Origin of the sequence: Duganella hordei (genome assembly GCF_040369125.1) — a bacterium.
GTDB classification, from domain to species: domain Bacteria; phylum Pseudomonadota; class Gammaproteobacteria; order Burkholderiales; family Burkholderiaceae_D; genus Rugamonas; species Rugamonas hordei.
In genome coordinates this window covers 171,833-196,417 of sequence record NZ_BPWI01000008.1, presented here as the reverse complement: position 1 = coordinate 196,417, position 24,585 = coordinate 171,833, and the positions used below count along the sequence as shown (strand labels likewise).

Sequence of the window (24,585 nt, the reverse complement as noted above, 5' to 3'; positions counted from 1 at the left end):
CGCTGCACCAGCCCGCCCTTATGATGGGCGATCAAAAAAATCACCCCTATGACTGATTCCAGCTCCGACCGCTTCGTCCGCTCCCACCTGAAAACCCGCCATCTGGTCTTGCTGGTCGAACTGGGCCGGCACGGATCGATCGCCCACGCGGCGCAGGCGGCCAACCTGACCCAGCCCGGCGCGTCCAAACTGTTGGGCGAGCTGGAACACGCCCTCGGCGTGCAGCTGTTCGAGCGCCTGTCGCGCGGCGTGGCGCCGACCTGGTACGGCAAGGTGCTGATACGCCGCGCCGGCGCAGCGCTGGCGGAGATGGACGCGGCGCACCAGGAAGTGATGGAGCTGCTGTCCGGCCTGCGCGGACGCGTGGGCATCGGCACGGTGCTGGCGCCGGCCACCGGCCTGGTGCCGAAGGCGATCAACCTGCTGAAGTCGCGCCACTCGCGCGTGCACGTCTCGGTCAGCATGTCGACCAGCAAAGGGCTGGTCGAACGGCTGCGCAGCGGCGACCTGGATCTGGTGGTCGGCCGCATCCTCGACACGGCCGCCGCCGACGAACTCAATTTCGAACCGCTGACCGACGAGCCGCACCTGCTGATCGCGCGCGCCGGCCATCCGCTGGCCAGCCGCACCGACCTGCGGCTGGAAGACTTGATGGAGCAGTGCTGGATATTGCCGCCGGCCGGCAGCATCCTGCGCGACCGCCTGACCGCGCTGTTCCTGTCGCACGGCCTGGAGCAGCCCGCCGAAACGGTCGAGACGCTCGACTTGCCTGTCGTGGCCAGCCTGCTGATGGGCAGCGACATGATCGTCGCGCTGCCGTACGACGCCGTGCAGTCGTATCTGGACGCGGGCCTGATGGCCGTGCTGCCGTTCGACCTCGGCGTCAGCATGGATTCGTTCGGCATTGTGACGCGCAAACGACACCAGCTCTCGCCTGGTGCGGATGCGATGCTGCTCGCCTTGCGCGACGCCGCAGCCAGCATGTACCCGCATTATCGGAAGCCTCTCCAGTCCTGATATACGATCTTGGTATGGCCCATGCGCAATAAGCTATTGGAATGCGCAAACTTGTTTCGTTAGCATCCAGTTATTCGTCCAAGAACAAAGAGACGAAGCCAAAACAAACACTGGAGATGCAATTGAAACATAAAAAAATGAGCTGGCTCATCGCCACGCTTTTCACGTCCCCCCTGCTCGTACAACAAGCGCTGGCCCAGGAAGCCGCGGCCGCCGGCGATATCCAGCAAGTCAACGTGACCGGCATCCGCGCCTCGGTGCGCAACGCGCTGGCCGCCAAGGAAGCCTCCAACTCGATGGTCGAAGTGGTGTCGTCGGAAGACATCGGCAAGCTGCCGGATACCACCATCGCCGAATCGCTGGCGCGCCTGCCAGGCCTGTCGTCCGGCCTGGATCGCGGCAACGCCAGCCAGATCGTCGCGCGCGGCATGGGCCCGCGCTTCATCGGCGCCACCTTGAACGGCCGCGAACTGGCGTCGTCGGAACCCAACCGCGCGGTGCGCTTCGAGCAGTTTCCGTCGGAGTCGCTGAGCGGCGCCACCGTCTACAAGACGCAGAACGCCGAGCTGGTGGAAGGCGGCGTCGCCACCACCATCGACCTGCAAACCGTCTCGCCGCTGAAGTACAACGGCCGCCAGGTGTCGCTGAAGGCGGACGCGCTGTACTACGCGCTGGCCAAGGACATCGGCGGCGCCGACAAGACCGCGCCGCGCCTGGGCGGGGTCTACATCGACCAGTTCAACAACAAGACCCTGGGTGTGGCGCTGGCCTTCAGCTACCAGGACCAGCCCTCGCTGCAAAAGAACGTGCGCCACTGGGGCTTCAACGAGGACCATTCCGCCGACCTGAATGGCGACGGCAAGGTCGACAAGACGCCGTGGGGCTTCCAGGACGAGGTCAAGCGCGGCAAGGACAAGCGTACCAGCCTGCTGGGCAAGGTCGAATGGAAACCGTCGAACGACGCGCTGATCACCGCCGATACGTACTACGCCAAGGCCGCGATCCGCGAACCGGGCCTGCAGCACTGGACCGGCGACCTGGGTAACTGGGACGGCTACGAATCCGGCAACTTCAGCAAGCTCGATATCCGCAACGGCTACGTGGCGGGCGGCACGCTGTCGAACACCAGCCTGGTCACCAACGACTATCTGTGGATACAGGACACCAGCGTTGCCGCCAGCGGCGTGAACGGCAAGTTCAACGTCGGCGACTGGAAGGTGGAAACCGATCTGTCCAGTTCCCACGCGATGCGCAGCAGCCAGTGGGGCGACGTGCGCCAGTATTCGAACAACCCGACCACCATCACCTGGGACTTCACCGGCGACGAGCACCAGAGCTACAACTTCGGCATGGACACCGGCAATCCGGCCAACTTCGGCGCGCCGACGCTGTATGTCAATACCGACGGCCATATCAAGGACCTGCTGAACGCGGCGAGCCTGAGCGCTTCGCGTCCTATCGAGGGCAGCATCATCAGCCGCCTGAAGGTGGGCTTGCGTGCCACCGACCGCGAGAAGAGCTATCGCCAGACCACCTGGCAGATCAACCCCACCGCAGCGATTCCGGCATCGGCCTACGAGACGGTCTACGTCAGCGGCTTCCCCTCGTTTATCGCACTGAAGGACTTTGGCGCTTCGACCGCTGCGGCCTTCGGCAAGGACGCCTTCAATCCTGACGGCCGCCCGCAGTCGCAGGAAGATCTGCTGGCCGGCTGGAAGGTCAAGGAACGCAGCACTTCGGCTTTTGTGCAGGGTGACCTGGACGGCGAAGCCTTCGGCAAGACCTATCGCGGCAACGTCGGCGTGCGCTTCGTGCACACCTCGCAGACCGGCTACGGCATGCAGTCGCTGAACGGCGCCGCGGCAACGGCGGTGGAGGGTGGAACTTCCTACAACGAGATCCTGCCTAGCATGAATCTGATCTTCAACATGGACGAGGCACAGGAACGCCAGGTGCGCTTCAGCGTGGCGCGCGCCATGTCGCGGGCGCCGCTGGACGAGATGCGCGCATCGCGCAATCTGAACCTGGTGACCGATACGTCCCAGCCGGTCACCGGCAGCGCCGGTAATCCCGAGCTGAAGCCGATGATGGCCAACCAGGTGGACCTGGCGTACCAGTGGTACTTCGGCAAAGGTTCGCTGCTGTCGGCCGGCGCGTTCTACAAGAAGGTCTCGCGCTATATCGCCATCACCAGCGACAACAGTGCGATCCTGAATGGCCGTGCCGCCACCATCACCCGTTCGGTCAACGGCAACGGCGGCGATATCCGCGGCCTGGAGCTGGTGTACCAGCAGGCCTTCACGTCGCTGCCGGCGCCCTTCGACGGCCTGGGCATCGCCAGCAACTACGCCTACACCACCAGCAACATCCATGAGCAGACGCCGGCGGTGAATCCATATCCGATCGAAGGCCTGATGAAGAGCAACGGCGGCGTGACCTTGTGGTACGAGAAGGCTGGCTACGAAGCGCGCGTTTCGGCCAACTATCACAGCGCGTTTGTGCGCAACCCGACCTGGGGCGCCGGCCAGTTGATCATGAACGAAGCCGAGACCTACGTCACGCTGAACCTGGCCAAGCAACTGACGCCGCAGATTCAACTGCGCTTCGGCATCGACAACCTGACCAACCAGAAGGCTGTCTACACCAGCGCCAACATCCCTGTGCAGCAGGAAGTGACGGAGTTCGGCCGCCGCTTCAACCTGGGTCTTTCGTTCAAGCTGTAATCGAGTTTTATCGTGGTTTGGCGGAGCGGTGCGTGACGGCGCTGCTCCGTTTTTTTTACTTCGGGAGGTCGGATTGAAACCATTGATGCTGAATTGGCGGCGCCTGTGCGCCGCAGTGCTGTTGCTGGCGTGCGCTTGTGCTCATGCGGCGCCGGGCCGCGAGCGTTTGTCGCTGGACCGCGGTTGGCTGTTCCATCTGGGCGACATCGTCGAACCCCCAATCAAGGGACACGGCGAATCCTACGGCAATGCCAAGGCCGGCAACGCCGGCGGCGCGGCCGGCAACGAATTCGACGACTCCGGCTGGCGCCACCTCGACCTGCCGCACGACTGGGCCGTCGAAGGCCCGTTCGACCCCAACGCCAACGTGTCGCAGGGCTACCGCCCGCGCGGCATCGGCTGGTATCGCCGTTATCTGCAGGTCGATCCGAAAGATCGCGGCCGCCATTTTGAATTGCAGTTCGACGCCATCGCCACCCATGCCACGGTTTGGGTCAACGGCAATGTGGTGAACCGCAACTGGTCCGGCTACAACGCCAGCTACATCGACATCACGCCCTATCTCCGCTACGGCGGCGAGACCAACACCATCGCCATCCGCGCCGACGCCGAGGCGATGGAGGGCTGGTGGTACGAGGGCGCAGGCATGTACCGCCATGCCTGGCTGGTCAAGCGCAATCCGGTGCACGTGGTCACCGATGGCGTGCACGCCACCCCGCGCGCCGGCAAGAATGGGCAGTGGACCATTCCGGTCGAGGTCACGCTGGACAACAGCGGCAAGCAGGCCGCCGCCGTGACGGTGGAGGTGACGGTGTTCGACCCGGCCGGCAAGCAGGTGGCGCGCCGCAGCGTCGCCGCGCGTCTGGGGGTGCTGGCCAGCAGCACCGTGCAGGTGCCGCTGTCCATCGCCAACCCGGCCTTGTGGTCGCTGGAGAAAACCAATCTGTACCGGGTCGCCACGCGCGTGCTGCAGGACGGCGAGGCGCTCGATGAGGTATCGCTGCATACAGGCTTCCGCACGATACGCTTCGACGCGGCGCAGGGCTTCTTCCTGAACGGCGTGCATATGAAGCTGCAGGGCGTGTGCATCCACCAGGATCATGCAGGCGTTGGTGTTGCCGTGCCGGACTCCATTTGGGAGTATCGCCTGCGCCGCCTGAAGGAGTTGGGCGTGAACGCGATACGCTTCTCGCACAACGCGCCGGCGCCGGAGGTGCTGGACCTGATTGACCGCATGGGTTTCCTCGTCATGGACGAGAACCGCAACTTCAATCCGTCGCCGGATTACATGAAGCAGCTGGAATGGATGGTCAAGCGCGACCGCCATCATCCGGGCGTGATCCTGTGGTCGGTATTCAACGAGGAGCCGGTGCAGGCCACCGAAGTGGGCTATGAGATGGTGCGCCGCATGTCGGCCGCGGTGAAGGCGCTGGACGACACGCGGCCTGTCACGGCCGCGATGAACGGCGGCTTCCTGACGGAGCTGAACGTGTCGCACGCGGTGGACGTGGTCGGCGCCAACTACCAGGTGCCGGACTACGACCGCTATCACAAGGCGCATCCGGACAAGCCGTTCACCAGCTCGGAGGACACCTCCGCCTTCATGACTCGGGGCGAGTTCAAGACTGTGCGAGAGAAGAACCTGATCGCCAGCTACGACGACGACGCGGCCGAGTGGGGCAACACGCACCGCGACGCATGGGAAGCCATCGCCACGCGTCCTTATGTGGCGGGCGGTTTCGTCTGGACCGGCTTTGACTATCGTGGCGAGCCGACGCCGAATGAATGGCCGTCGGTCAGCTCGGTGTTCGGCATCATGGACCTGAACGGCTTTCCGAAGAACGCCTACTACATCCACCAGGTACAGTGGATCAAGGACCGGCCGCTGATCCACATTGCGCCGCACTGGAACTGGAGCGGCAGCGAAGGCAAGGACATCCGCGTGATGGTGATGGCCAACGTCGAGCGCGTGGAGTTGCTGCTCAATGGCCGTTCGCTGGGTGAGCAGAAGGTCGATCCGTACCGGATGAACTTCTTCAACGTCGCCTATGCGCCGGGCAAGCTGGAGGCGATCGGCTACCGGGGCGGCAAGGAAGTGGCGCGCACCTCGGTGGAAACCACCGGCGCCGCTGTCGCGCTGGAACTGGTGCCGGACCGCGCGCAACTGGCCGGCGACGGCCGCGATGCGATGCCGATCACCGTGCGCGCGCTCGATGCGCAAGGCCGCGCGGTGCCGCTGGCCGATGCGCAGGTGACGTTCGCGGTGAAGGGCGGCGGCCGTTCCATCGGCCATGGCAACGGCGATCCGAATTCGCATGAAGACGAGAAGGGCGCCATGCGGCGCCTGTTCAACGGTCTGGCGCAGCTGATCGTGCAGACCGACTACGCCGGCAAGGACGCCATCGACGTCGTCGCCACCGCGCCGGGACTGGCGCCAGCGCACATCAGCATTCCGGTCAAGGCCGTGCCGGAGCAGCCGTACGTGGCGGCGGCCGAAGCGCCGCTGACCTTCGTGCGCAGCTGGCGCATCGCGCCGGACGGCGACCAGCGTCCGGATCCGAACCAGCAGCTGGCCGGCTTCGACATGAACACCTGGGGCTGGGGCTCGCCGCCGATGATCGCCGGCGCGGAGAAGCCGGGCCGATACCATCTGTATCGTGCCAGTTTCACGGCGCGCAAGAATCTGGCGGACGGCAGCGGCCAGATCCACTTTGCCGGCATACGCGGCAAGGCCGAGGTCTGGCTGAACGGCAAGCTGCTCGGCCAGAAGGACAGCTACGCGCTGGCGGCGCTGGACCTGCCGCTGCCGGCCGGACCGGGGAAGCGCGACATCAACGTCATCGTCGAGGCGGAACCGGGGCAGGCCAGCGGCATCGAGGGCGCTGTCAGTATTACGCCACGCTTGCTGGCAAAGTAGCAATATTCGCCACGACATTGGCAGCGAGGAAATAAATCGGCCGCTTGCCCGCCAAATATTCCGGGCAAGCGTGCGATTCTGTTGACGGCGTAACGCGCGCTCCCTATAGTGGCGGGATGATTTCAGAATTCCAAGAACTATCCGACAAAATCGACCAGCTGGCCGAGATGACCGTGGCACTGCGCCGGGAAAACGCGCAATTGCGCCAAGCCAATGCCGCCCTCGTGGTGGAGAACATGGGCTACCAGCGCAAGCTGGACGAAGCGTCCAGCCGCATCGAGGCTTTGCTGGAAAAAATCCCCGCGCTCGACGGCGACGCCGAAGAGGACGACCAGCCTGAAAACGAGGATGTACGATGATACAGTTGGATGTCACCATCATGGGCGCGTCGTATCGCCTGGTCTGCAAAGAGGACGAGGAACGCGCGTTGCGCGAGGCCGCCGCATTCCTGGACAAGAAGATGACCAGCATCCGCGACGCCGGCAAGGTCAAAGGCAACGACCGCATCGCCGTGATGGCGGCGCTGGGCATGGCGGCGGAGTTCCTGTCGGTGAAGGCGCCGCAAGGTCCGTTGTCGGACATGTCTATACTGGAAGTGCAGACCAAGATCGCGGCCATGCACAAAGTGCTCGATGGCGCGCTGACTCCACAAGAAACCCTGTTTTAATTCGCTAAACTTCTTCCTTTGCGGCGGACAAGAGAGTAAACTTCGTTTCACCCTGCGGTGTTCGCGATTGCCATATATTCCTTGAACCATTTATGTGCACCGGTTGCGGAATTTTGTTCGATGGGCGTGAGCGTCGCTAGTCCGATGAACCCGAAATTGAACTAACTGTGACCACCTTGAACCGTTTGGTTCGGGATGCCGGCAAAGACGGCACAGGCGGGGCCTTATCCATAAGAAGCGGTTGCAAGCATGTGAGTGCGCAGCCGCTTTTTTTCGTCTGGACGTTTTTGTTTGGAGATGCTCATGCAATATTGGTTGATGAAATCCGAGCCTGATGAAGTCAGCATCGACGACGTGATGGCGTCGCCGGACCAGACCACGCCGTGGTTCGGCGTGCGCAACTACCAGGCGCGCAACTTCATGCGCGACGGCATGAAGGACGGCGACGGTGTGCTGTTCTATCATTCCAGCTGCCCGGAGCCGGGCATCGCCGGCCTGGCCAAGGTGGTGGGCGGACCGTATCCGGACGCCACGCAGTTCGACAAGGACAGCAAGTACTTCGATCCCAAGGCCACGCCGGAACAGCCGCGCTGGATCTCGGTCGACGTCAAGGGCACGCAGAAAACCCGTCTGCTGCCGCTGGCCGAGATGCGCACGATAGCGGCGCTGGAGGACATGGTGGTGCTGCAAAAAGGCAGCCGCCTGTCGATCACGCCGGTGACGGCGGGGCAGTGGAACGCCATCGTCAAGCTGCTGAAGAAGGGCGGCTGATGGATATCGGCCTGGTGCTGATATTGCTGCTGATGGGCGCCATCGGCGGCTTCGCGGCGGGGCTGCTGGGCATAGGCGGCGGCATGATACTGGTGCCGTTCATCACGATGATCTTCAGCGCCAAGGGTTTTCCCGAGGCGGCGATTATCCACATGGCGGTGGCGACGTCGCTGGGCGTGATCCTGTTCACGTCGATGTCGTCGGTGCGCGCGCATCACCAGCATGGCGCGGTGCTGTGGCGGGTGGCGTTGCTGCTGGCGCCGGGGATCCTGCTCGGCGCGTGGTGCGGGCCGTGGATCGCCAAGCAAATGAGTTCGGCGGGACAGGCTGTATTGTTCTGCATCTTCCTGACCTTCTCCGCCACGCAGATGCTGTTGGCGAAGAAGCCCGCAGCTGTGGAAGGTATGGCGCAGCGTGGACTGCCGGGCAGCGGCGGCATGTTCGGCGCCGGCATCGTGATCGGCCTGGTGGCGGGGCTGGTGGGCGCGGGCGGCGGCTTCCTGTCGATTCCGTTCATGACCTGGTGTAACGTCCGCATCCACAACGCGGTGGCGACCAGCGCGGCGCTGGGCTTCCCGATCGCGCTGGCCGGCACGCTGTCGAATATTTATTACGGCTGGGGCGAGCCGGGTTTGCCGGTGTATTCGCTGGGCTTTGTCTACCTGCCCGCGCTGGTGGTGATCGCGGCGGCCAGCGTCACACTGGCCCCGCTGGGCGCATGCACCGCGCACAAGCTGCCGGTACAGACCCTCAGGAAAATCTTCGCGATCGTGCTCTACTGCCTCGCCGCCTACATGCTGCGCAAGGCGCTATAAATCCGGGGTCAGATCTGACATTTGGACACGGGCCCTGCCGTAGCCGCAGCTACGGCAGGGCCCGTGTCCAAATGTCAGATCTGACCCCGGATTTTTCAGAGCGGCGCGCGGCCTTTCTGCCTGACCTTGTAAGCCCACACCAGCATGGCCAGCGCGCCGACGATCATCGGCAGCGACAGCACCTGGCCGGAGGTGATCGGCATGCCGAGGATGGTGGTCTCCCAGTCCGGTGTGCGGAAGTATTCGGTGAAGAATCGCGCGCAGCCGTACAGCAGCGTGTACATCGCGCCGACCGCCAGGCGCGGGCGCTCCTTGCGCGAGAACAGCCATAGGATCACGAACACCAGCAGGCCGTCGATCAGCAACTGGTAGATCGGCGACGGATGGCGCAGGCCTTGCAGGAACACGGGATTCGGCGACAGCGGGTAGTTCGTGTCCGGCCACATCATCGCCCATGGCAGCGACTGGTCCGTCACCACGCGGCCCGGCAGTTCGGCGTTGATGAAGTTGCCCAGGCGGCCGGCGGCGTAACCCAGCGGCACCAGCGGCGCGATGAAGTCGTAGACGTCCAGCAGATTGCGGCCGCTCTTGCGCGCCCACAGCGCCATCGCGATCAGCACGCCGAGGAAGCCGCCGTGGAAGGACATGCCGCCATGCCAGACCTTGAAGATCTCGATCGGATTCGAGAAGAAGAAATCGGGACGGTAGAACAGCACCTCGCCCAAGCGACCGCCGATCACCACGCCCAGCATGCCGTAGAACAGCATGTCGTCCAGGTCCTCCTTCCGCCATCCCTGCGCGGCGATGTGCGGCTGCTTGATGCGCACGCGCCCCAGCGTGATGAACAGCGCGAAGGCGAGGACGTACATCAGGCCATACCAATGTATCGCCACCGGTCCAAGATGGACGGCGATCGGATCGGGCATCGGGTGTATCAGCATAAGGCGTTCTTTCCTATTTCTTTTCTTAGCAGTTCCAAAAAGCCGCGCAATACCGGCGAGGCGTTGTCGCGGCGCCAGGCCAGGCCGGTTTCGACCAGCGGCGTGGCGTCGCTCAGCGCCCGGTATTCTACCCCGGGCCGCATCAGGTTGGACACGGATTGCGGCACCAGCGCCATGCCCATCCCCGCCGACACCAGGCTGACGATGGTTTGCATCTGGATCGCCTGCTGGCCGATCTCCGGCGTGATGCCGGCGTCGCGGAACACCGACAGAATGGCGTCGTACAGCGGCGGCGAGATCGCACGGGGGAAGACGATCAGCGGCAGCGGCGGCAATGCCGCCAACGCCAGCTTGCCCTTCTTTTTCAGCGCCGGCAGCCCGGCCGGCAAGGCCAGCACCAGCGGCTCGTTCAGCACCGGCAGGTAGTCGAGTTCCAGCTTCGCCTTGTCCGGCAGCGGGGGGATCAGCAGGCCGGCGTCGATGCGGTTCTGCAGCAGGTCGTCCAGCTGCAGGTCGGACGTGGCTTCCTGCAGCGTGATCTGCACCTGCGGATACGCGGCGCGGTAGGCGCGCAGGAAGGGCGGCAGCACGCTGTAGTCGGCCGACGAGACGAAGGCCAGCGTCAGCCGCCCGACCTCGCCGGCGGCGGCGCGCTGCACCAGCTGCGGCAGCTCCAGCGACTGCGCCAGCATGCGCCGCGCTTCCGGCAGCAGCGCCAGGCCGGCCGGCGTCAGCGCCACGCTGCGGCGGTTGCGCTCGAACAGCACGGCACCCAGCAGCTCCTCCAGCGCCTGGATTGTCTGCGACAGCGGCGGCTGCGTCATGTGCAGGCGCAGCGCCGCCTTGCCGAAGTGGAGTTCCTCGGCGACGGTGACGAAATAGCGCAGCTGACGCAGTTCCAGATTCATATGGCTAACTATTCAAATTCAGACTTGTGATATTTTATACGACTCACAGGGCCGGAAATCATATATTTGACATGGGAGCGTGGTGGAGGCAATCTGTCATGCTAAGCCAGCAAGCTTAAGCTAGCCTTTATCACTGGAGAAACATCATGCCGCAATACCGTTCCCGCACCACCACCCACGGCCGCAACATGGCCGGCGCCCGCGCCCTGTGGCGCGCGACCGGCATGAAGGACGGCGACTTCGACAAGCCTATCGTCGCCGTGGTGAACTCCTTTACCCAATTCGTGCCCGGCCACGTGCACCTGAAGGACCTGGGCCAGCTGGTGGCGCGCGAGATCGAGAAAGCCGGCGGCGTCGCCAAGGAATTCAACACCATCGCCGTCGACGACGGCATCGCCATGGGCCACGGCGGCATGCTGTACTCGCTGCCGTCGCGCGACCTGATCGCCGATTCGGTCGAATACATGGTCAACGCCCACTGCGCCGATGCGATGGTCTGCATCTCCAACTGCGACAAGATCACGCCGGGCATGCTGATGGCCGCGATGCGCCTCAACATTCCGGTCGTGTTCATTTCCGGCGGTCCGATGGAAGCGGGCAAGGTGCTGAAGGTGGTCGACGGCAAGCAGAAGATCATCAAGCTCGATCTGGTCGACGCCATGATCAAGGCCGGCGACCAGAGCGTCAGCGACGCCGACGTGGCCGAGATCGAGCGTTCCGCCTGTCCTACCTGCGGTTCCTGCTCGGGCATGTTCACCGCGAACTCGATGAACTGCCTGACCGAGGCGCTGGGCCTGGCGCTGCCGGGCAACGGCACCATCGTCGCCACCCACTCCGACCGCGAGCAGCTGTTCCTGCGCGCCGGCCGCCTGATCGTCGAACTGGCCAAGCGCCATTACGAGCAGGACGACTACTCGGTGCTGCCGCGCTCCATCGCCACCAAGGCCGCGTTTGAAAACGCCATGGCGCTGGACGTGTCGATGGGCGGTTCCACCAACACCGTGCTGCACTTGCTGGCGGCGGCGCATGAAGCCGAAGTCGATTTCGACATGGGCGACATCGACCGCATCTCGCGCAAGGTGCCATGCCTGTGCAAGGTCGCGCCGATGACCGACAAATACCACATCGAGGACGTGCACCGCGCCGGCGGCATTGTCGCCATCCTGGGCGAGCTGGCACGCGCCGGCCTGCTCGACACCTCGCTGCCGACCATTCACGCGCCGACGCTGGGCGACGCCATCGAACGCAACGACGTCAAGCGCAGCGACGATGCGGCCGTGCACCAGCTGTTCCGCGCCGCGCCTGGCGGCGTGCCGACGCAGACCGCGTTCTCGCAGTCGGAGCGCTACGACGCGCTGGACCTGGACCGCAGCACCGGCTGCATCCGCGACAAGGCGCACGCCTATTCGCAGGACGGCGGCCTGGCGGTCCTGTACGGCAATCTGGCGGAGAACGGCTGCATCGTGAAGACGGCCGGCGTGGACGAAAGCATCCTGAAGTTCAGCGGCAAGGCGCGCGTGTTCGAGAGCCAGGACGCGGCGGTTGAAGGCATCCTGGGCGATACCGTGCATGAAGGCGACGTGGTCATCATCCGCTACGAAGGTCCGAAGGGCGGCCCCGGCATGCAGGAGATGCTGTATCCGACTTCGTACATCAAGTCCAAGGGCCTGGGCAAGGCGTGCGCGCTGCTGACCGATGGCCGCTTCTCGGGCGGTTCGTCGGGCCTGGTGATCGGCCATGCTTCGCCGGAAGCGGCCGAGGGCGGCGCCATCGGCCTGGTGGAAGAGGGCGACATGATCGACATCGACATCCCGAACCGCAAGATCAGCCTGCGCATCAGCGATGCCGACCTGGCGGCGCGCCGCGCGGCCATGGAAGCCAAGGGCGACGCCGCCTGGAAGCCGGTCAACCGCGAGCGCTATGTCTCGCAGGCGCTGCAGGCCTACGCGGCGTTGACCACGTCGGCCGATCGCGGCGCCGTGCGCGACCTGTCGCAGCTGAAGCGCTAATCCGTCACTTCAAAAGCGGCCGGGTCGAGTTCGTCCAGCGTGACGATCGCATTGCGCCCCGGCTGCGACGCCTGCAGGCTTAACCTGGCGTTCAACTGCGCCAGGTAGTCGGCGCGGCAGCGACGCAGCACATAGTCGCGGAAATTATCCTGTTCCAGTTCGCGCCAGGCGCGCTCGCGGCCCTCGCCGGAACGCAGGCGGGCCTGCGTCGTCAGCTCCGGCGTGATGACGGCGTCGCCGTCGGTCAGGCGCGTGTAGCCGTAGCGGTCCATGTAGTCGCCGGCCAGCGTTTCGATGACGTTGATCTCCGGCGTCGTCAGCTGCTGCTTGAACTTGTTGATGTTGGCGACGATGGGCGGATAGCAGTTGGACGACCACAGCGCCGACAATTGCGAGATCTGCTTCGCTTCCTGCGATCCGGCGACGTCGAGCATCTGCGGCAGGAAGTCTATGCCGAGGAAGCCGCATACCGCTTCCAGCGTCGCCTGCTGGCGCGACAGGAAGTCTTCATAACGTATCGTCAGCACCCGGTCTGGCCAGCGCTGGCGCACATGGTCGGCGGCGCGGTGCGCGGCCACCCAGGTCTGGGCGTTGAGCATGGTGTCGAAGTCGTGGATGATGGCGCGGTTCATCGACGCCACCTGCGCGCGCGGATCGCGCACCACGTTCACGAACAGCATGTCGGGATACAGCTGCATCAGCTCATCGGCGTAGTGCACGCTGTCGAGCGACTTGTCCATCACCACGCCGGCATGCTGGCGTTCGCCCGCGCGCAGCAGCAGTTCCCACACCACGCGGTGCACGCTGCGCGGCTGGTGGCGTATGGCTTCGAATATCTCCACTGGATCGAACACCGTTCCCGGCCACTTGACCATGCTGACCGCCTGCAGTCCGACCACGTCGGTCACCATGCGGAAGTAGGCGCGGTCGTCGCGCAGGTCGCCGTAGTGCGGCACCAGCGGCATGAAGTCGACGATGTGCAGCGGGTAGGGCGAGTAAAACTGCGGCGACATGTTCAGGCGCAGGCGCAGCGCGTGGCTGCCGCAGCGGCGCAGCGGGATCATCATCACGGGGCGCGGGCGGGCGCCTTGGGTGTTCGAGGCATTGTTCATGGCGGTATTCGTGATAGTCATTCCATTTCCCTTTTCAAAAAACCAGCCAACCTGCCAGCGCCGCGCAAGCGACGATCCAGGCGGCGTCCACACGAAAACGTACCAGCGCTACCAGCGCCAGCACGCAGATCAAAACGGATATCCATGCCGGCGCGGCCATCCGGGCGATGGAGACGGCCGCGGAAAACACCATGCCCGCCAGCGCCGCCCGCACGCCGGACAGCGCGGCCTGCACCGCCGGCGAATGGCGTACGCGCTGCATGGCGCCGCTGGCTGCGATGATCAGCACCGCGCTGGGGATGAACATGCCGGCGCTCGCGGCGGCGGCGCCGGCCACGCCGGCCACCTTCAGGCCGACGAAGGCGGAGCTGATCATCACGGGGCCGGGGCTGAGCTGGGTCAGCGCCAGGCCGTCGACGAACTGGCGCGCGTCGAGCCAGCCGTAGGTATCGACCACGGTGTGCTGCAGCAGCGGAATGAAGACGTAGCCGCCGCCGAAAGTCATCAGGCTCATGCCGGCGAACACGGCGGCCAGCTTGAACAGCAGGGCCGATTGCGCGCCCTGCGACGACAGCCAAGCCAGCGGCGGCAGCAGCGCCGCCAGTGCGGCGCCGATGCCGCGTGCCGACGACGCACCGCCATCGGCCGGGCGCACCGCAACGGACGGCGCCGGCGCAACCGCGGCCGGACGCCAGATGTAGCCTGTCGCTGCGGCAAGCGCCATCACGGCCAGCGTGGTCGGCAGGCCGGGCACGATGGTCAGCGCCAGCGCCGCTGCTATGCCCAGCGCGGCCTGGCGGCCGTCGTGCACGGCGCCGCGCCACAGGCGGCAGCCGGCGGCCAGGATGACGGCGACGATGGCCGGTGTGATCCCTTGAAACAGCGGCCGCACGATGTCCATGCTGCCGAAGCGGAAATACAGGCTGCCCAGCGCGACGATGCAGGCGAAGGCCGGCAGCACCGCGCATAGCATGGCGACGCAGGCGCCGGCGACGCCGCGCAGCCGATAGCCGGTGTAGGCCACGACGTTGATCGCCACCGGACCTGGCAGCACCGAGGCCATCGCCAGGCCGTCGAGCAGGTCGGCGGCGGGCAGCAGGCGGCGGCGCTCGACGATGACGTGCTGCGTCATCGACACCATCGCCATGAAGCCGCCGATACTGGTGCAGCCGATGCGCAGGAACAGCAGCGCCAGCGTTGCCAGGCTCACCTGGTGTGCCGGCGGATGCTGGCCGGCGGCGCGCGGTTCGGCCGCTGTCAGCGGATGGCGTTCAGCATGCATGGCCGATGTCGCCGGCAGGTGCGGCCGAGAGGCCGAAGTAATGGCGGAAGCGGTCCATGAAGCGGCCCAGTTCCCCCTGCGGCAGGCTGTTGATGCCGGCGGCGGCAACGCGGCCGCCGCCGCCTTCGAATTGCTGGCACAGGCCGCAGGCGCTGTACAACGCCGGCGCGCCGGAGCGCACGCTGACCAGGTAGGAGCCGTCCGTCCGCTCGTTGAGCACGGCGAACGACGAGCCGTCGCGGCGCGCGGCGAGGCTGTTGGCCAGCACGCCGCTGATGCGGCGCGACCAGGCCGCCGCCGGCAGCACGTAGATGGCGCCGCCCGGCTCTTCCCAGTACGGGCGCAGTTCGCGCAGCAGGCCGCAGTCTGCGCGATAACCGTCGAGCAGGCCGCGATAGGCGTCGCTGGCGGCGATGAAGTCGAACGGATCCTCGTAGCCGCTCAGCTCCCGGTACAGCGCGGCCGGCGCGATATGCAGGTCTTCCAGGCATTCGCCGTAGGCGTTGTAGTTGATGGCCTGGCCCAGCTGGGCCAGCGCGGCGGTGGCCGCGTCGTCCAGCGCCAGGCTTTGCGCCAGCTGCCGCGCCTCCGGTTCCAGGTTGTCGCCGAAGGCCGCCGTCACCGCCCAGCGCCGATAGCGGCCGCCCAGGTGGCGGTCCACCAGGATGCTGGTGCAGACGTCGGGCGCGGCGTTGCAATGCAGGCGCAGCGCGGGATGAAGGAATGCCTGGTCGGCAGAATGGTGGTCGAAGTATTCGACGCGCGCGCCGGCGTCGAGCACGCGCCGCAGCTCGCCGGCGTTGGCGTCCAGCGAGATGTCGAGCACCAGCACGCTGGCGCCGGCGCAGGCGTGGCTGGGCACCTTGCGCAACAGCTCGATGTCGCGTTTGACGCCGGTCACCAGCGCCGTGTAGGCCGGGGCGTGCAGCCGCATCTGGTGCAGCGCGCAGATGCCGTCGGCGTCGCCGTTGAAGACGTCATAAGCCACCGCCGCAACGGTGCTGGAGTGATGCTGGTCCATGGCGTCAGAGGAAGCGGTGGGACAGATGCTGGAACAGCCGGTCGCAGGCCAGCTCCAGCGACAGTTCGCCGGTGTCGAGCGACATCGCCGGCTCCAGCGGCACCTCGTACGGCGCCGAGATGCCGGTGAATTCGGGTATCAGTCCGGCGCGGGCCTTCTTGTACAAGCCCTTGGGATCGCGTTCCTCGCACACCGCGCCCGGCGTGCTGACGTAGGTCTCGACGAAGTTTTCCTCGCCGATGATGTCGCGCGCCATGGCGCGGTCGCTGCGCAGCGGCGAGATGAAGGCGCAGATGACGATCAGGCCTGCGTCGTTCATCAGCCGCGCCACCTCGGCGCTGCGGCGGATGTTTTCCTGCCGGTCGGTCGGCGAAAAACCGAGGTCGCGGTTCAGGTGGTGGCGTAGGTTGTCGCCGTCGAGCACATAGGCCATGCGGCCGTCGGCGATCAGCCGGCGTTCCAGCGCGCAGGCCAGCGTGGATTTGCCGGCGCCGCTCAAGCCGGTCAGCCATACGGTGGCCGCATGCTGGCCGACATGGTGCAGGCGGGTCTCCGCCGTGACCTGGCTGGCATGCCAGAAGATGTGCGGCGTCCCGGCCTCGCTGTCAGCGCCGATTTTGTCTAACTTACCCATGATGTTGGCTCCCGCTGCGGCTTAGAACTGTTCCCATTCGGCCGCCGCCGGTGCGGTCGCCCTGGGTCGCACGGCCGGCTTGCGTGCCGCGCTGTTGGTCAGGCGCGGTGCAGGTGCGGGCGCCCTCATTGTCACCAGCGGCCGCCGCGCGCCGGCCGTGGCCATCGCGTCGGTACGGAAGATGCCGACCACTTCGTTCAGGCTGTTGACCTGTTCCTGCATCGCCTGCGCGGCGGCAGCTGCTTCCTCGACCAACGCGGCGTTTTGCTGCACCACGTCGTCCATCTGGGTCACGGCGTCGTTGATCTGCTCGATGCCGGCCGATTGCTCCTGGCTGGCCGCCATGATCTCGGACATGATGTCGGTGACGCGCTTGACGCTCGTGACCACCTCGTGCATTGTCGATCCGGCCTGCTCGACCAGGCGGTTGCCCGCTTCGACCTTGTCGACCGAATCGCCGATCAGGTCCTTGATTTCCTTGGCCGCCGCCGCCGAGCGCTGCGCCAGGTTGCGCACCTCGGTCGCCACCACGGCGAAGCCGCGGCCCTGTTCGCCGGCGCGGGCCGCTTCGACCGCCGCGTTCAGCGCCAGGATGTTGGTCTGGAAGGCGATGCCGTCGATGACGGCGATGATGTCGACGATCTTGCGCGCCGAGACATTGATGGCGGCCATCGTGTCGACCACCTGGGCCACCACGGCGCCGCCCTTGGCCGCGACGTCGGACGCCGATTCGGCCAGGCCGTTGGCTTGCCGCGCATGGTCGGTGTTGATGCGCACGGTGCTGGTCAGTTCTTCCATCGACGACGCGGTCTCCTCCAGCGTGCTGGCCTGCTGCTCGGTGCGCGACGACAGGTCCAGGTTGCCGGAGGCGATCTGCCCGGCGGCGGTGGCGATGGTCTCGGTGCTGGTGTGGACTTGCTTGACGATCTGCGCCAGGCTTTCGCGCATCGATTCCATCGCGAACAGCAGGCTGGTCTTGTCGCCTTGGCGGATGTCGATGTGCACCGCCAGGTTGCCGGCGGCGATCTGGCCGGCGATTTCCGCCGCTTCGTGGGGTTCGCAGCCGAGCTGGCGCACCACGCCGCGGGTGATCAGCAGCGCAGCGATCACGCTGGTGATCAGGGCCAGCGAGCCGATGATCAGCATCACCGTGCGGGCCTGCTGGTACGCTTCGGCCGCGGCCTCGGTACCTTCGATGTTTTGTTTTTCCTCGACGGCGATCAGCTTGCGCAGCAGCTCCCACCAGGCTTTTTGCACCGGCCGGAACTCATAGCGCAACAGCTTGTACGCCTCGTCCTGCTTTTGCTCCAGCGCCAGCGCTGCGGCGCGCTGGATGAACGGGCCCGCCACCACGGCCTGCTTGCTGATCTGTTCCAGCAGGGTTCTTTCCTCGTCCGAGGTTTCCTTTTGCGTCCGGAACATTTGCCCCAGCTGCTCTTGCGCCGCCGCATATTTCTTTTCCTGCTCGGCGATGCGTTTGATCTCGATCTGGATTTCCTTGTCTTCCTTCAGCAGGATCAGGTTGCGCATCGCCAGCGCCCGTTCGGTCACCGTCAGGTCCATGGTCTGGGCCAGCTTGGTCTCGACTCCGTTGATTTTGGTTATTTCATCCATGCGGTCCTGGATCTGCCGCATGCTGGTCAGACCCAGCGCGATAACCACCAGCAGAAACACCGCCACCAGGCCAAAACCCATGCCCAGCCGTTTTGCAATTGTCAAACCTTTCATACATCCCCCCGACGATCCGACACCAAGATTCAGATAAGCAAATGCGAAGTCCGCATAAGCAAACCTATCTTAGTGACCGGAAGCGAGCAACAAACTCCCCAAAAATCACATAGGGCGCGGATGCAACAGCCAAATTAGGGATTGACGTTGATGTGTGGAAAGTTTAATTCGCTTTTCTTCATAGTGCGGCGGCGGGAAGATGGCCTGCCGGACCGGCCGGCGGCTTGCATAGAGGTAGGCTGAAATAGATTTGTATGGAATTGTAAAAGCGCCCGCCGTGTGGCGATATCAGGGCTTTTTGTCGAAGTTTTGCTTCACCCGCGCCTTGCGGCGTTTTTCATCTTCGTCGTGGGCCTTGCGTTTGTCCAGGCCAAACATGGGTTCCAGGAATTCGAACCAGGCGAAGGCAAACACCATCAGGCCGATAATCCACCACCACGACAGCAGGGCGAACTTCCACACTTCAAAATAACGCAGTCCGCACAGGACCACGATCAACAGGATCATAGGCATGGTCATCTCCTTCAGTTACGTCATCTTACAAAGAAAATGCCTTTGCAGGGAGCAATATTCCATTATCGGTCAACGCGGATATCCCATATGGCGTTAAATGCGTAGGGGAAAAACACGGTAGAATTGTTGGCGGAATTGAGTAGGACTTACCATGGAGAAGACAATGAAACGTAATTTGATGATGGTTGGGATGGTTGTCGCGTCGGCGTTCGCGTCGCAGGCCGCAATGGCCGATGCCGGCATGGACCTGGCGAAAGCCAAGAACTGCCTGGCTTGCCACGCTGTGAGCACCAAGCTGGTCGGCCCGGCCTACAAGGATGTGGCCGCCAAATACGCCGGCCAGAAAGACGCCGAAGCCAAGCTGGTCACCAAAGTGATGAAAGGCGGTTCCGGCGCCTGGGGCGCGATCCCGATGCCGGCCAATCCGCAGGTGAGCGACGCCGAAGCCAAAACCTTGGTGAAATGGGTGCTGGCGCAGAAATAATTCACGCCGCAGCCGCAAAAAAAAACGCGCCGGGGGACTGAACCCGGCGCGTTTTTCGTTGGGGCGAGGAGGCTTACTTGATGACCGACATCCGGGTCTTGCTGCCGTTGTCGTAGTTGTACAGCGTCAGCGCACCGTCCTTGATGTCGCCCTTGTTGTCGAACTCGATCAGGCCGGTCACGCCCTGGTACTTGATCTTCTGCAGGAACGGCAGGTACTTGGCCGGCTCGGCCGAGTTGGCGGCCTGCATCGCGGCGGCCATCGTCATCACCGAGTCGTACACGTACGGCGCGTACAGCTGGACGTCCATGTTGTACTTCTTCTTGTAGCGGGCGTGGAAGTCGTCCATATTCTTCTGCAGCTCGGGCGAGACGCCGCCCGCTTCGGCGCAGGTGACGACCTTGACCGCGCCTTCGCCGGCCAGCTTCGGCAGCGATTCGGTGCACAGGCCGTCGCCGCCCATGTACTTGGCCTGGATGCCCAGCGCCTTCATCTGGCGCAGCAGCGGGCCGCCTACCGAGTCCATGCCGCCGAAGAACACCAGGTCGGGGTTCTTGCCCTTGATGGTGGTCAGGATGGCGTTGAAGTCGGTGGCCTTGTCGGTGGTGAATTCCTTGCCGACAATTTGCACGCCGGGCAGCGCCTTCTTGGCGCCCTTGATGAACTCCTCCGCCACGCCCTGGCCGTAGGCGGTGCGGTCGTCGATGACGGCGATTTTCTTGATGCCCATCTTGCCGACGGCGTAGCTGCCCAGCGCGCTGCCCAGCTTGGCGTCGTTGGCGACCACGCGGAAGGCCGAGTTGAAGCCCTGCTGCGTGTACTTGGTCTGGGTGGTGGCCGGCGAGATTTCCGGGATGCCGGCGTCGAAGTAGATCTTCGAGGCGGGGATGGTGGTGCCCGAGTTCAGGTGGCCGATCACGCCGTTGACCTTGGCGTCGACCAGCTTCTGCGCGACCGCCGTGCCCTGTTTCGGATCGGCGCCGTCGTCTTCCAGCACCAGCACGAACTTGACCGGCTTGCCGCCGATCTTGATGCCTTTGGCATTCAACTCTTCAACCGCCATCTTGGCGCCGTTTTCATTGTCCTTGCCCAGGTGAGCGGAAGGACCGGAGACCGGAGCGACGTGGCCGATCTTGATCACTTCTTGCGCACCGGCGCTGCCAGCGAAAGCCAGGGCGATGGCGAGTGGAATGAACTTCGTCTTGAACAGCATATACATTCTCCAATGGTTGAATAACGGTGTCTCGTGAACGCCGCAGAATTTTTTCTGCAAGGCCAAAAGGTACAACAAATTATTCGCCACGCAAAGGGAGAATTGCAGGGAATTGAACTTTTGGCGGTTACCGGGGGTAACCGCCAAGGAGGAGGAAGCGGGGAAACTACTTTTTTTGCGCCTGCAGGTGCGTCAGTTCCTGCGACACGGCGCGGGCGACGATTTTTTCGATGGTGTCGTGCAGGCCGATGCGGATCTCGTTGGTCAGGTCGTGCAGCGCGTGGCTCAGCACCTCGGCCATGCTGTCCTTGATGCGCTGCTCCAGCACGAAGTCCACGCGCGACTGCAGCTGGTGCATGATGCGCTCGGACAGGCGGTGTTCCATCATCGCCCATTCCGCCTCGCTCCAGCCGTCGATGGCTTCGGCCTCCAGCTCGGCGGCCATTTCGGAACGCTTGGACAGCGTCGAGCGTGTGCCGGAAGCGGCCTCGCCTGGCAGCAGGTCTTCGCCCAGCGGCTCGGCTTTCAGGACTTCCGTCAATACAGGGATACTGGCGTCAAACGATTGGGCTTGGCTCATGATTTTCCTGTGACAAAGTGGGTAAGTGGGTAGTCTTGCTGCTTGTATGCGACGTATCGCTTGCGGCCGGCAGCCGCATCATCCTCGTCGGAGGAAATCACTTCTATCATGCGCTCGAATTGCGCGACCCCGGAAGGTGCGCGGCGCGACAAATTTACCAATAATTCTTTGTGTGGTAATTCCGCCTCATCGTTGTCGGTGAGAATGATTGGAGTATGGGGCGCGAGCGCATCGCCGGCAAGCACGTGCGGCAGGAAGCCGGTCGCGGAAAATGTCCACATCGCCGCGTTAAGTTCCGCCAGTTGCGCCTCATCTTCGGCCATCAGCACCACGCGGTTGTTGGCCGCGTATGCCTTGCGCACGAGGCGGCAGGCATAGGCGATCTTGTCCGGCACGTTGGTGTGGAAATCGATGCGTGTCATGGCTGTCTGGTCTGCTCTGTAGAGGGAAGTGCATGCGGCGTGGCGCCGCTTGATTCCAGTTTATTCGAAATTGATTGTTACCGCTGGCACCGATGTTGCTACCGTGCGCCGATTTTTAGAACTGGAAGCCCGGCGGCGCATTGACCGGCGGCGGAGGCTTGACAGCGTCGATTTCTGTGCGTGTCGGCTGCTCCGGTGGAGGCGGCGGTGGCGGCGCCGCAGGGACCGGCGCGGGGTACTGGTAAGTCGCCGGCAGGGTCTTCTCGGCCGGATAGCCGGCCTCGCTCAGCAGCACGTCCCAGCTGCCCTGCTCGAAGCCGGTGAGCTTGCTGCGGCCCACCAGCAACAGCGGCAACTGGCCGTTGCTGCCGGCCTTCTTCAAGGCCGCCTGGTCGTCGGCCGTGGCGACGGTTTTTTCGCGGAACGGAATGCCGCGCGCCATCAGCATGGCGCGGCCGTTGCTGCAGCCGCCGCAGTCCGCCGTGGTGTACAGCGTGACCGGGCGATTGCGGACGGCGTCGGCCAGTTCCGGCGGCAGTTCCACCGACGCGCCGCCGGTGGTAAACGATTTCACTTCGACCCTGGTCCTGGCCGGCGTGCTCGGCGGCGGCGGCTGGTCGCTGTAGTGCGTCACGCCCTTGTCGTCCTTCCACTTGAAGACCTGCGCGCCGGCCGTGCCTGAGCACAGCAGCGCAAGGGCGAGCACGGGCACGGCCGGCCGCTTCATGCTCAGGCCGCCATGCCGCTGTGACGCAGCAGCGCGTCGATGCTCGGCTCGCGGCCGCGGAAGGCGGTGAACGATTCCAGCGCGGGGCGCGAACCGCCGACCGACAGGATCTCCCGCAGGTAGCGCTTGCCGGTTTCCGAGACGGCGTCCGGACCCAGCGTCTGCGCTTCCTCGAACGCCGCGTAGGCGTCGGCCGACAGCACCTCGGCCCACTTGTAGCTGTAGTAGCCGGCCGCGTAGCCGCCGGAGAAGATGTGGCCGAAGGAATTCTGGAAGCGGTTGAACGCGGGCGGAATGACCAGCGCGAATTTGGCGCGCACCTCGTCGATGACTTGCTGCACGGTCTTGCCGGTGCTGGCGTCGTAGTCGTAGTGCAGGTGCATGTCGAGCAGCGAGAACTCGACCTGGCGCAGGGTCTGCAGGCCGGACTGGAAATTCTTCGCGGCCAGCATCTTGTCGTACAGCGCGCGCGGCAGCGGCTCGCCGGTGACGGCGTGGGCCGTCATGTGTTCCAGCACTTCCCACTCCCAGCAGAAGTTTTCCATGAACTGCGACGGCAGCTCGACCGCGTCCCACTCGACGCCGGAGATGCCGGACACCCCCAGCTCGTCGACCTGGGTCAGCATGTGGTGCAGGCCGTGGCCGAACTCGTGGAACAGCGTGGTCACTTCGTCGTGCGTGAACAGCGACGGCTGCACCTTGCCGTCGACCACGGCGGGCTCGGTGAAGTTGCAGGTCAGGTAGGCGACCGGCGTCTGCACCGCCTTGTCGTCGGCGCGGCGGCCGCGCGCGTCGTCCATCCAGGCGCCGCCGCTCTTGCCGGCGCGCGCGTACAGGTCGAGGTAGAACTGGCCGATCAGCTTGCCGTTGCGTTCGATGCGGAAGAAGCGCACGTCCTTGTGCCAGACCGGCGCGGTGTCCGGCTTGATCTCGACGGTGAACAGTTGCTGGATCAGGCGGAACAGGCCGTCGATCACTTTGTGCTCGGGGAAGTACTGCTTCACTTCCTGCGCCGAGAAGGCGTAGCGGCGCTCCTGCAGTTTCTCGGACGCGTAGGGGATGTCCCAGGCTTTCAGTTCGGCTATGCCCAGTTCGTCCTGCGCGAATTTTTTCAGTTCGGCCAGGTCCTGCTCGGCGAACGGACGGGCGCGTTTGGCCAGGTCTTCCAGGAAGGCGATGACTTCGTCGGGCGACTTGGCCATCTTCGGCACCAGCGACACTTCGGCGAAGTTTTTATAGCCCAGCAGCTTGGCTTCCTCGTCGCGCAGCTTCAGCAGCGTGACGATGTTTTGCGTGTTGTCCCAGTCTTCCTTCTTGCTGAACACCTCGCCCTGCTCGGACGCCTTGGTGGCGTTGGCGCGGTAGATGGTCTCGCGCAGCTCGCGCTTGTCGGCGAATTGCAGGATGGGGAAGTAGGACGGGAAGTGCAGCGAGAATTCGTAGCCTTGCTTGCTTTCCTTTTCCGCCGCGGCGCGGGCGGCGGCCTTGACGTCGGCGGGCAGGCCGGCCAGGTCGGCTTCATCGGCCACCAGCAGCTTGTAGTCGTTGGTGGCGTCGAGCACGTTTTCGGAGAAGCGCGTCGACACCGACGCATGCTCTTCCTGGATCTCGGCGAAGCGTTCCTTCTTATCCGCCGGCAGTTCGGCGCCGCCCATGCGGAAGTCGCGCACGGCGTTGTCGATGATGCGCTTGCGCGCCGGCGCCAGCGTGGCGAACTCGGCCGAGGCGCGCAGCGCCTTGTATTTGGCGAACAGCGCCTCGTTCTGGCCCAGCTCGGTCCAGAACTCGGTGACCTTGGGCTGGTTCTCGTTGTAGACGGCGCGCAGCTCAGGCGTATCAACCACATTGTTCAGATGGCTGACGATGCCCCAGGCGCGGCCCAGCAGTTCGGTGGCGTTTTCCAGCGGGGTGACGAAGCCGTCCCAGGTCACTTGCTCCGACGGCGCCTGCAACTGCTCGACCACGGCGCGGCTCTTGGCCAGCAGATCGTCGATGGCAGGGGTGACGTGCTCTGGCTTGATCGCATCGAAACGCGGCAGTCCGGAAAAGTCCAGCAGGGGATTTTGGTCAGTCATCTTGAGTCCAATAGGTACGATACGGT

General features: G+C 64.5%; 22 protein-coding genes and 1 other RNA gene. 10 read left to right on the top strand and 13 right to left on the bottom strand.

Translation table 11 applies throughout. The features are described from left to right. Positions 1-48 precede the first annotated feature (48 nt). The 8 genes from ABWW33_RS19620 (at position 49) to ABWW33_RS19585 (ending at position 8,910) form a co-directional block, all read left to right on the top strand. Positions 49-1,017, top strand: coding sequence for a LysR substrate-binding domain-containing protein (locus ABWW33_RS19620; protein WP_176652777.1), 969 nt, complete (start codon positions 49-51; stop codon positions 1,015-1,017). A gap of 122 nt (positions 1,018-1,139) precedes the next feature. Beyond that, positions 1,140-3,740: a TonB-dependent receptor gene (locus ABWW33_RS19615; RefSeq protein ID WP_353403319.1), complete on the top strand. Its 2,601-nt coding sequence runs from the start codon at positions 1,140-1,142 to the stop codon at positions 3,738-3,740. 85 nt (positions 3,741-3,825) lie between these two features. After that, complete coding sequence (gene galA, locus ABWW33_RS19610; RefSeq protein WP_353403317.1) at positions 3,826-6,657, top strand: beta-galactosidase GalA; 2,832 nt, start codon at positions 3,826-3,828, stop codon at positions 6,655-6,657. A gap of 116 nt (positions 6,658-6,773) precedes the next feature. Further along, positions 6,774-7,016 carry a hypothetical protein gene (locus ABWW33_RS19605; protein WP_176652903.1) on the top strand — a complete coding sequence of 81 codons (243 nt, stop codon included), beginning with the start codon at positions 6,774-6,776 and terminating at the stop codon, positions 7,014-7,016. Next, positions 7,013-7,324: a cell division protein ZapA gene (locus ABWW33_RS19600; protein ID WP_176652780.1), complete on the top strand. Its 312-nt coding sequence runs from the start codon at positions 7,013-7,015 to the stop codon at positions 7,322-7,324. Before ABWW33_RS19605 ends, ABWW33_RS19600 begins: the two co-directional genes overlap by 4 nt. A 46-nt stretch (positions 7,325-7,370) precedes the next feature. Further along, a non-coding RNA gene (gene ssrS / locus ABWW33_RS19595) (6S RNA) lies at positions 7,371-7,551 on the top strand. A gap of 76 nt (positions 7,552-7,627) precedes the next feature. Then, positions 7,628-8,095 (top strand): EVE domain-containing protein, encoded by a 468-nt coding sequence (locus ABWW33_RS19590; protein ID WP_176652781.1) that lies wholly within the window; start codon positions 7,628-7,630, stop codon positions 8,093-8,095. Next, on the top strand, positions 8,095-8,910 hold the full coding sequence (locus ABWW33_RS19585) for a sulfite exporter TauE/SafE family protein (protein WP_353403419.1): 816 nt from the start codon (positions 8,095-8,097) through the stop codon (positions 8,908-8,910). The genes ABWW33_RS19590 and ABWW33_RS19585 overlap by 1 nt, the downstream gene beginning before the upstream one ends. A 95-nt stretch (positions 8,911-9,005) precedes the next feature. On the opposite strand, the gene lgt is transcribed toward ABWW33_RS19585, so the two are convergent. Then, complete coding sequence (gene lgt / locus ABWW33_RS19580) at positions 9,006-9,851, bottom strand: prolipoprotein diacylglyceryl transferase (RefSeq protein WP_353403315.1); 846 nt, start codon at positions 9,849-9,851, stop codon at positions 9,006-9,008. Beyond that, positions 9,845-10,759, bottom strand: a complete 915-nt coding sequence (locus ABWW33_RS19575) for a LysR substrate-binding domain-containing protein (RefSeq protein WP_353403314.1) — start codon at positions 10,757-10,759, stop codon at positions 9,845-9,847. The genes lgt and ABWW33_RS19575 overlap by 7 nt, the downstream gene beginning before the upstream one ends. A 146-nt stretch (positions 10,760-10,905) precedes the next feature. Between ABWW33_RS19575 and ilvD the strand changes: the two genes are divergently transcribed. After that, complete coding sequence (ilvD, locus tag ABWW33_RS19570; RefSeq protein ID WP_176652784.1) at positions 10,906-12,768, top strand: dihydroxy-acid dehydratase; 1,863 nt, start codon at positions 10,906-10,908, stop codon at positions 12,766-12,768. Here the strand turns inward: ilvD and ABWW33_RS19565 are convergent. From ABWW33_RS19565 to ABWW33_RS19540, 6 genes are all read right to left on the bottom strand, one after another. Further along, on the bottom strand, positions 12,765-13,895 hold the full coding sequence (locus tag ABWW33_RS19565; RefSeq protein WP_444551005.1) for a sulfotransferase family protein: 1,131 nt from the start codon (positions 13,893-13,895) through the stop codon (positions 12,765-12,767). The genes ilvD and ABWW33_RS19565 overlap by 4 nt on opposite strands. Before the next feature lie 19 nt (positions 13,896-13,914). Next, complete coding sequence (gene chrA / locus ABWW33_RS19560; RefSeq protein ID WP_353403312.1) at positions 13,915-15,162, bottom strand: chromate efflux transporter; 1,248 nt, start codon at positions 15,160-15,162, stop codon at positions 13,915-13,917. Further along, positions 15,152-16,183 (bottom strand): hypothetical protein, encoded by a 1,032-nt coding sequence (locus ABWW33_RS19555; RefSeq protein ID WP_353403311.1) that lies wholly within the window; start codon positions 16,181-16,183, stop codon positions 15,152-15,154. Before ABWW33_RS19555 ends, chrA begins: the two co-directional genes overlap by 11 nt. Positions 16,184-16,187: 4 nt before the next feature. Beyond that, positions 16,188-16,817 (bottom strand): adenylyl-sulfate kinase, encoded by a 630-nt coding sequence (cysC, locus tag ABWW33_RS19550; protein ID WP_353403310.1) that lies wholly within the window; start codon positions 16,815-16,817, stop codon positions 16,188-16,190. Between the two features lie 21 nt (positions 16,818-16,838). Then, on the bottom strand, positions 16,839-18,545 hold the full coding sequence (locus tag ABWW33_RS19545) for a methyl-accepting chemotaxis protein (protein ID WP_176652788.1): 1,707 nt from the start codon (positions 18,543-18,545) through the stop codon (positions 16,839-16,841). Positions 18,546-18,833: 288 nt separating this feature from the next. Continuing rightward, positions 18,834-19,058, bottom strand: a complete 225-nt coding sequence (locus tag ABWW33_RS19540) for a TIGR04438 family Trp-rich protein (protein WP_176652789.1) — start codon at positions 19,056-19,058, stop codon at positions 18,834-18,836. 163 nt (positions 19,059-19,221) lie between these two features. On the opposite strand from ABWW33_RS19540, the gene ABWW33_RS19535 reads away from it, so the two are divergent. Next, entirely contained in the window at positions 19,222-19,542 is a 321-nt protein-coding gene (locus ABWW33_RS19535; RefSeq protein ID WP_116990534.1) for a c-type cytochrome, read from the top strand. A gap of 73 nt (positions 19,543-19,615) precedes the next feature. Here the strand turns inward: ABWW33_RS19535 and ABWW33_RS19530 are convergent, their stop codons facing one another. From ABWW33_RS19530 to ABWW33_RS19510, 5 genes are all read right to left on the bottom strand, one after another. Further along, positions 19,616-20,755, bottom strand: a complete 1,140-nt coding sequence (locus ABWW33_RS19530) for a branched-chain amino acid ABC transporter substrate-binding protein (protein WP_176652790.1) — start codon at positions 20,753-20,755, stop codon at positions 19,616-19,618. A 166-nt stretch (positions 20,756-20,921) separates the two neighbouring features. Beyond that, complete coding sequence (locus ABWW33_RS19525; protein WP_176652791.1) at positions 20,922-21,335, bottom strand: DUF2486 family protein; 414 nt, start codon at positions 21,333-21,335, stop codon at positions 20,922-20,924. Then, entirely contained in the window at positions 21,332-21,757 is a 426-nt protein-coding gene (locus ABWW33_RS19520; RefSeq protein ID WP_353403309.1) for a DNA polymerase III subunit chi, read from the bottom strand. The genes ABWW33_RS19525 and ABWW33_RS19520 overlap by 4 nt, the downstream gene beginning before the upstream one ends. 115 nt (positions 21,758-21,872) lie before the next feature. Then, entirely contained in the window at positions 21,873-22,484 is a 612-nt protein-coding gene (locus ABWW33_RS19515; RefSeq protein ID WP_353403308.1) for a glutaredoxin family protein, read from the bottom strand. Positions 22,485-22,486: 2 nt separating this feature from the next. Beyond that, positions 22,487-24,559 carry a M3 family metallopeptidase gene (locus ABWW33_RS19510; RefSeq protein WP_353403307.1) on the bottom strand — a complete coding sequence of 691 codons (2,073 nt, stop codon included), beginning with the start codon at positions 24,557-24,559 and terminating at the stop codon, positions 22,487-22,489. Between the last annotated feature and the right edge of the window lie 26 nt (positions 24,560-24,585).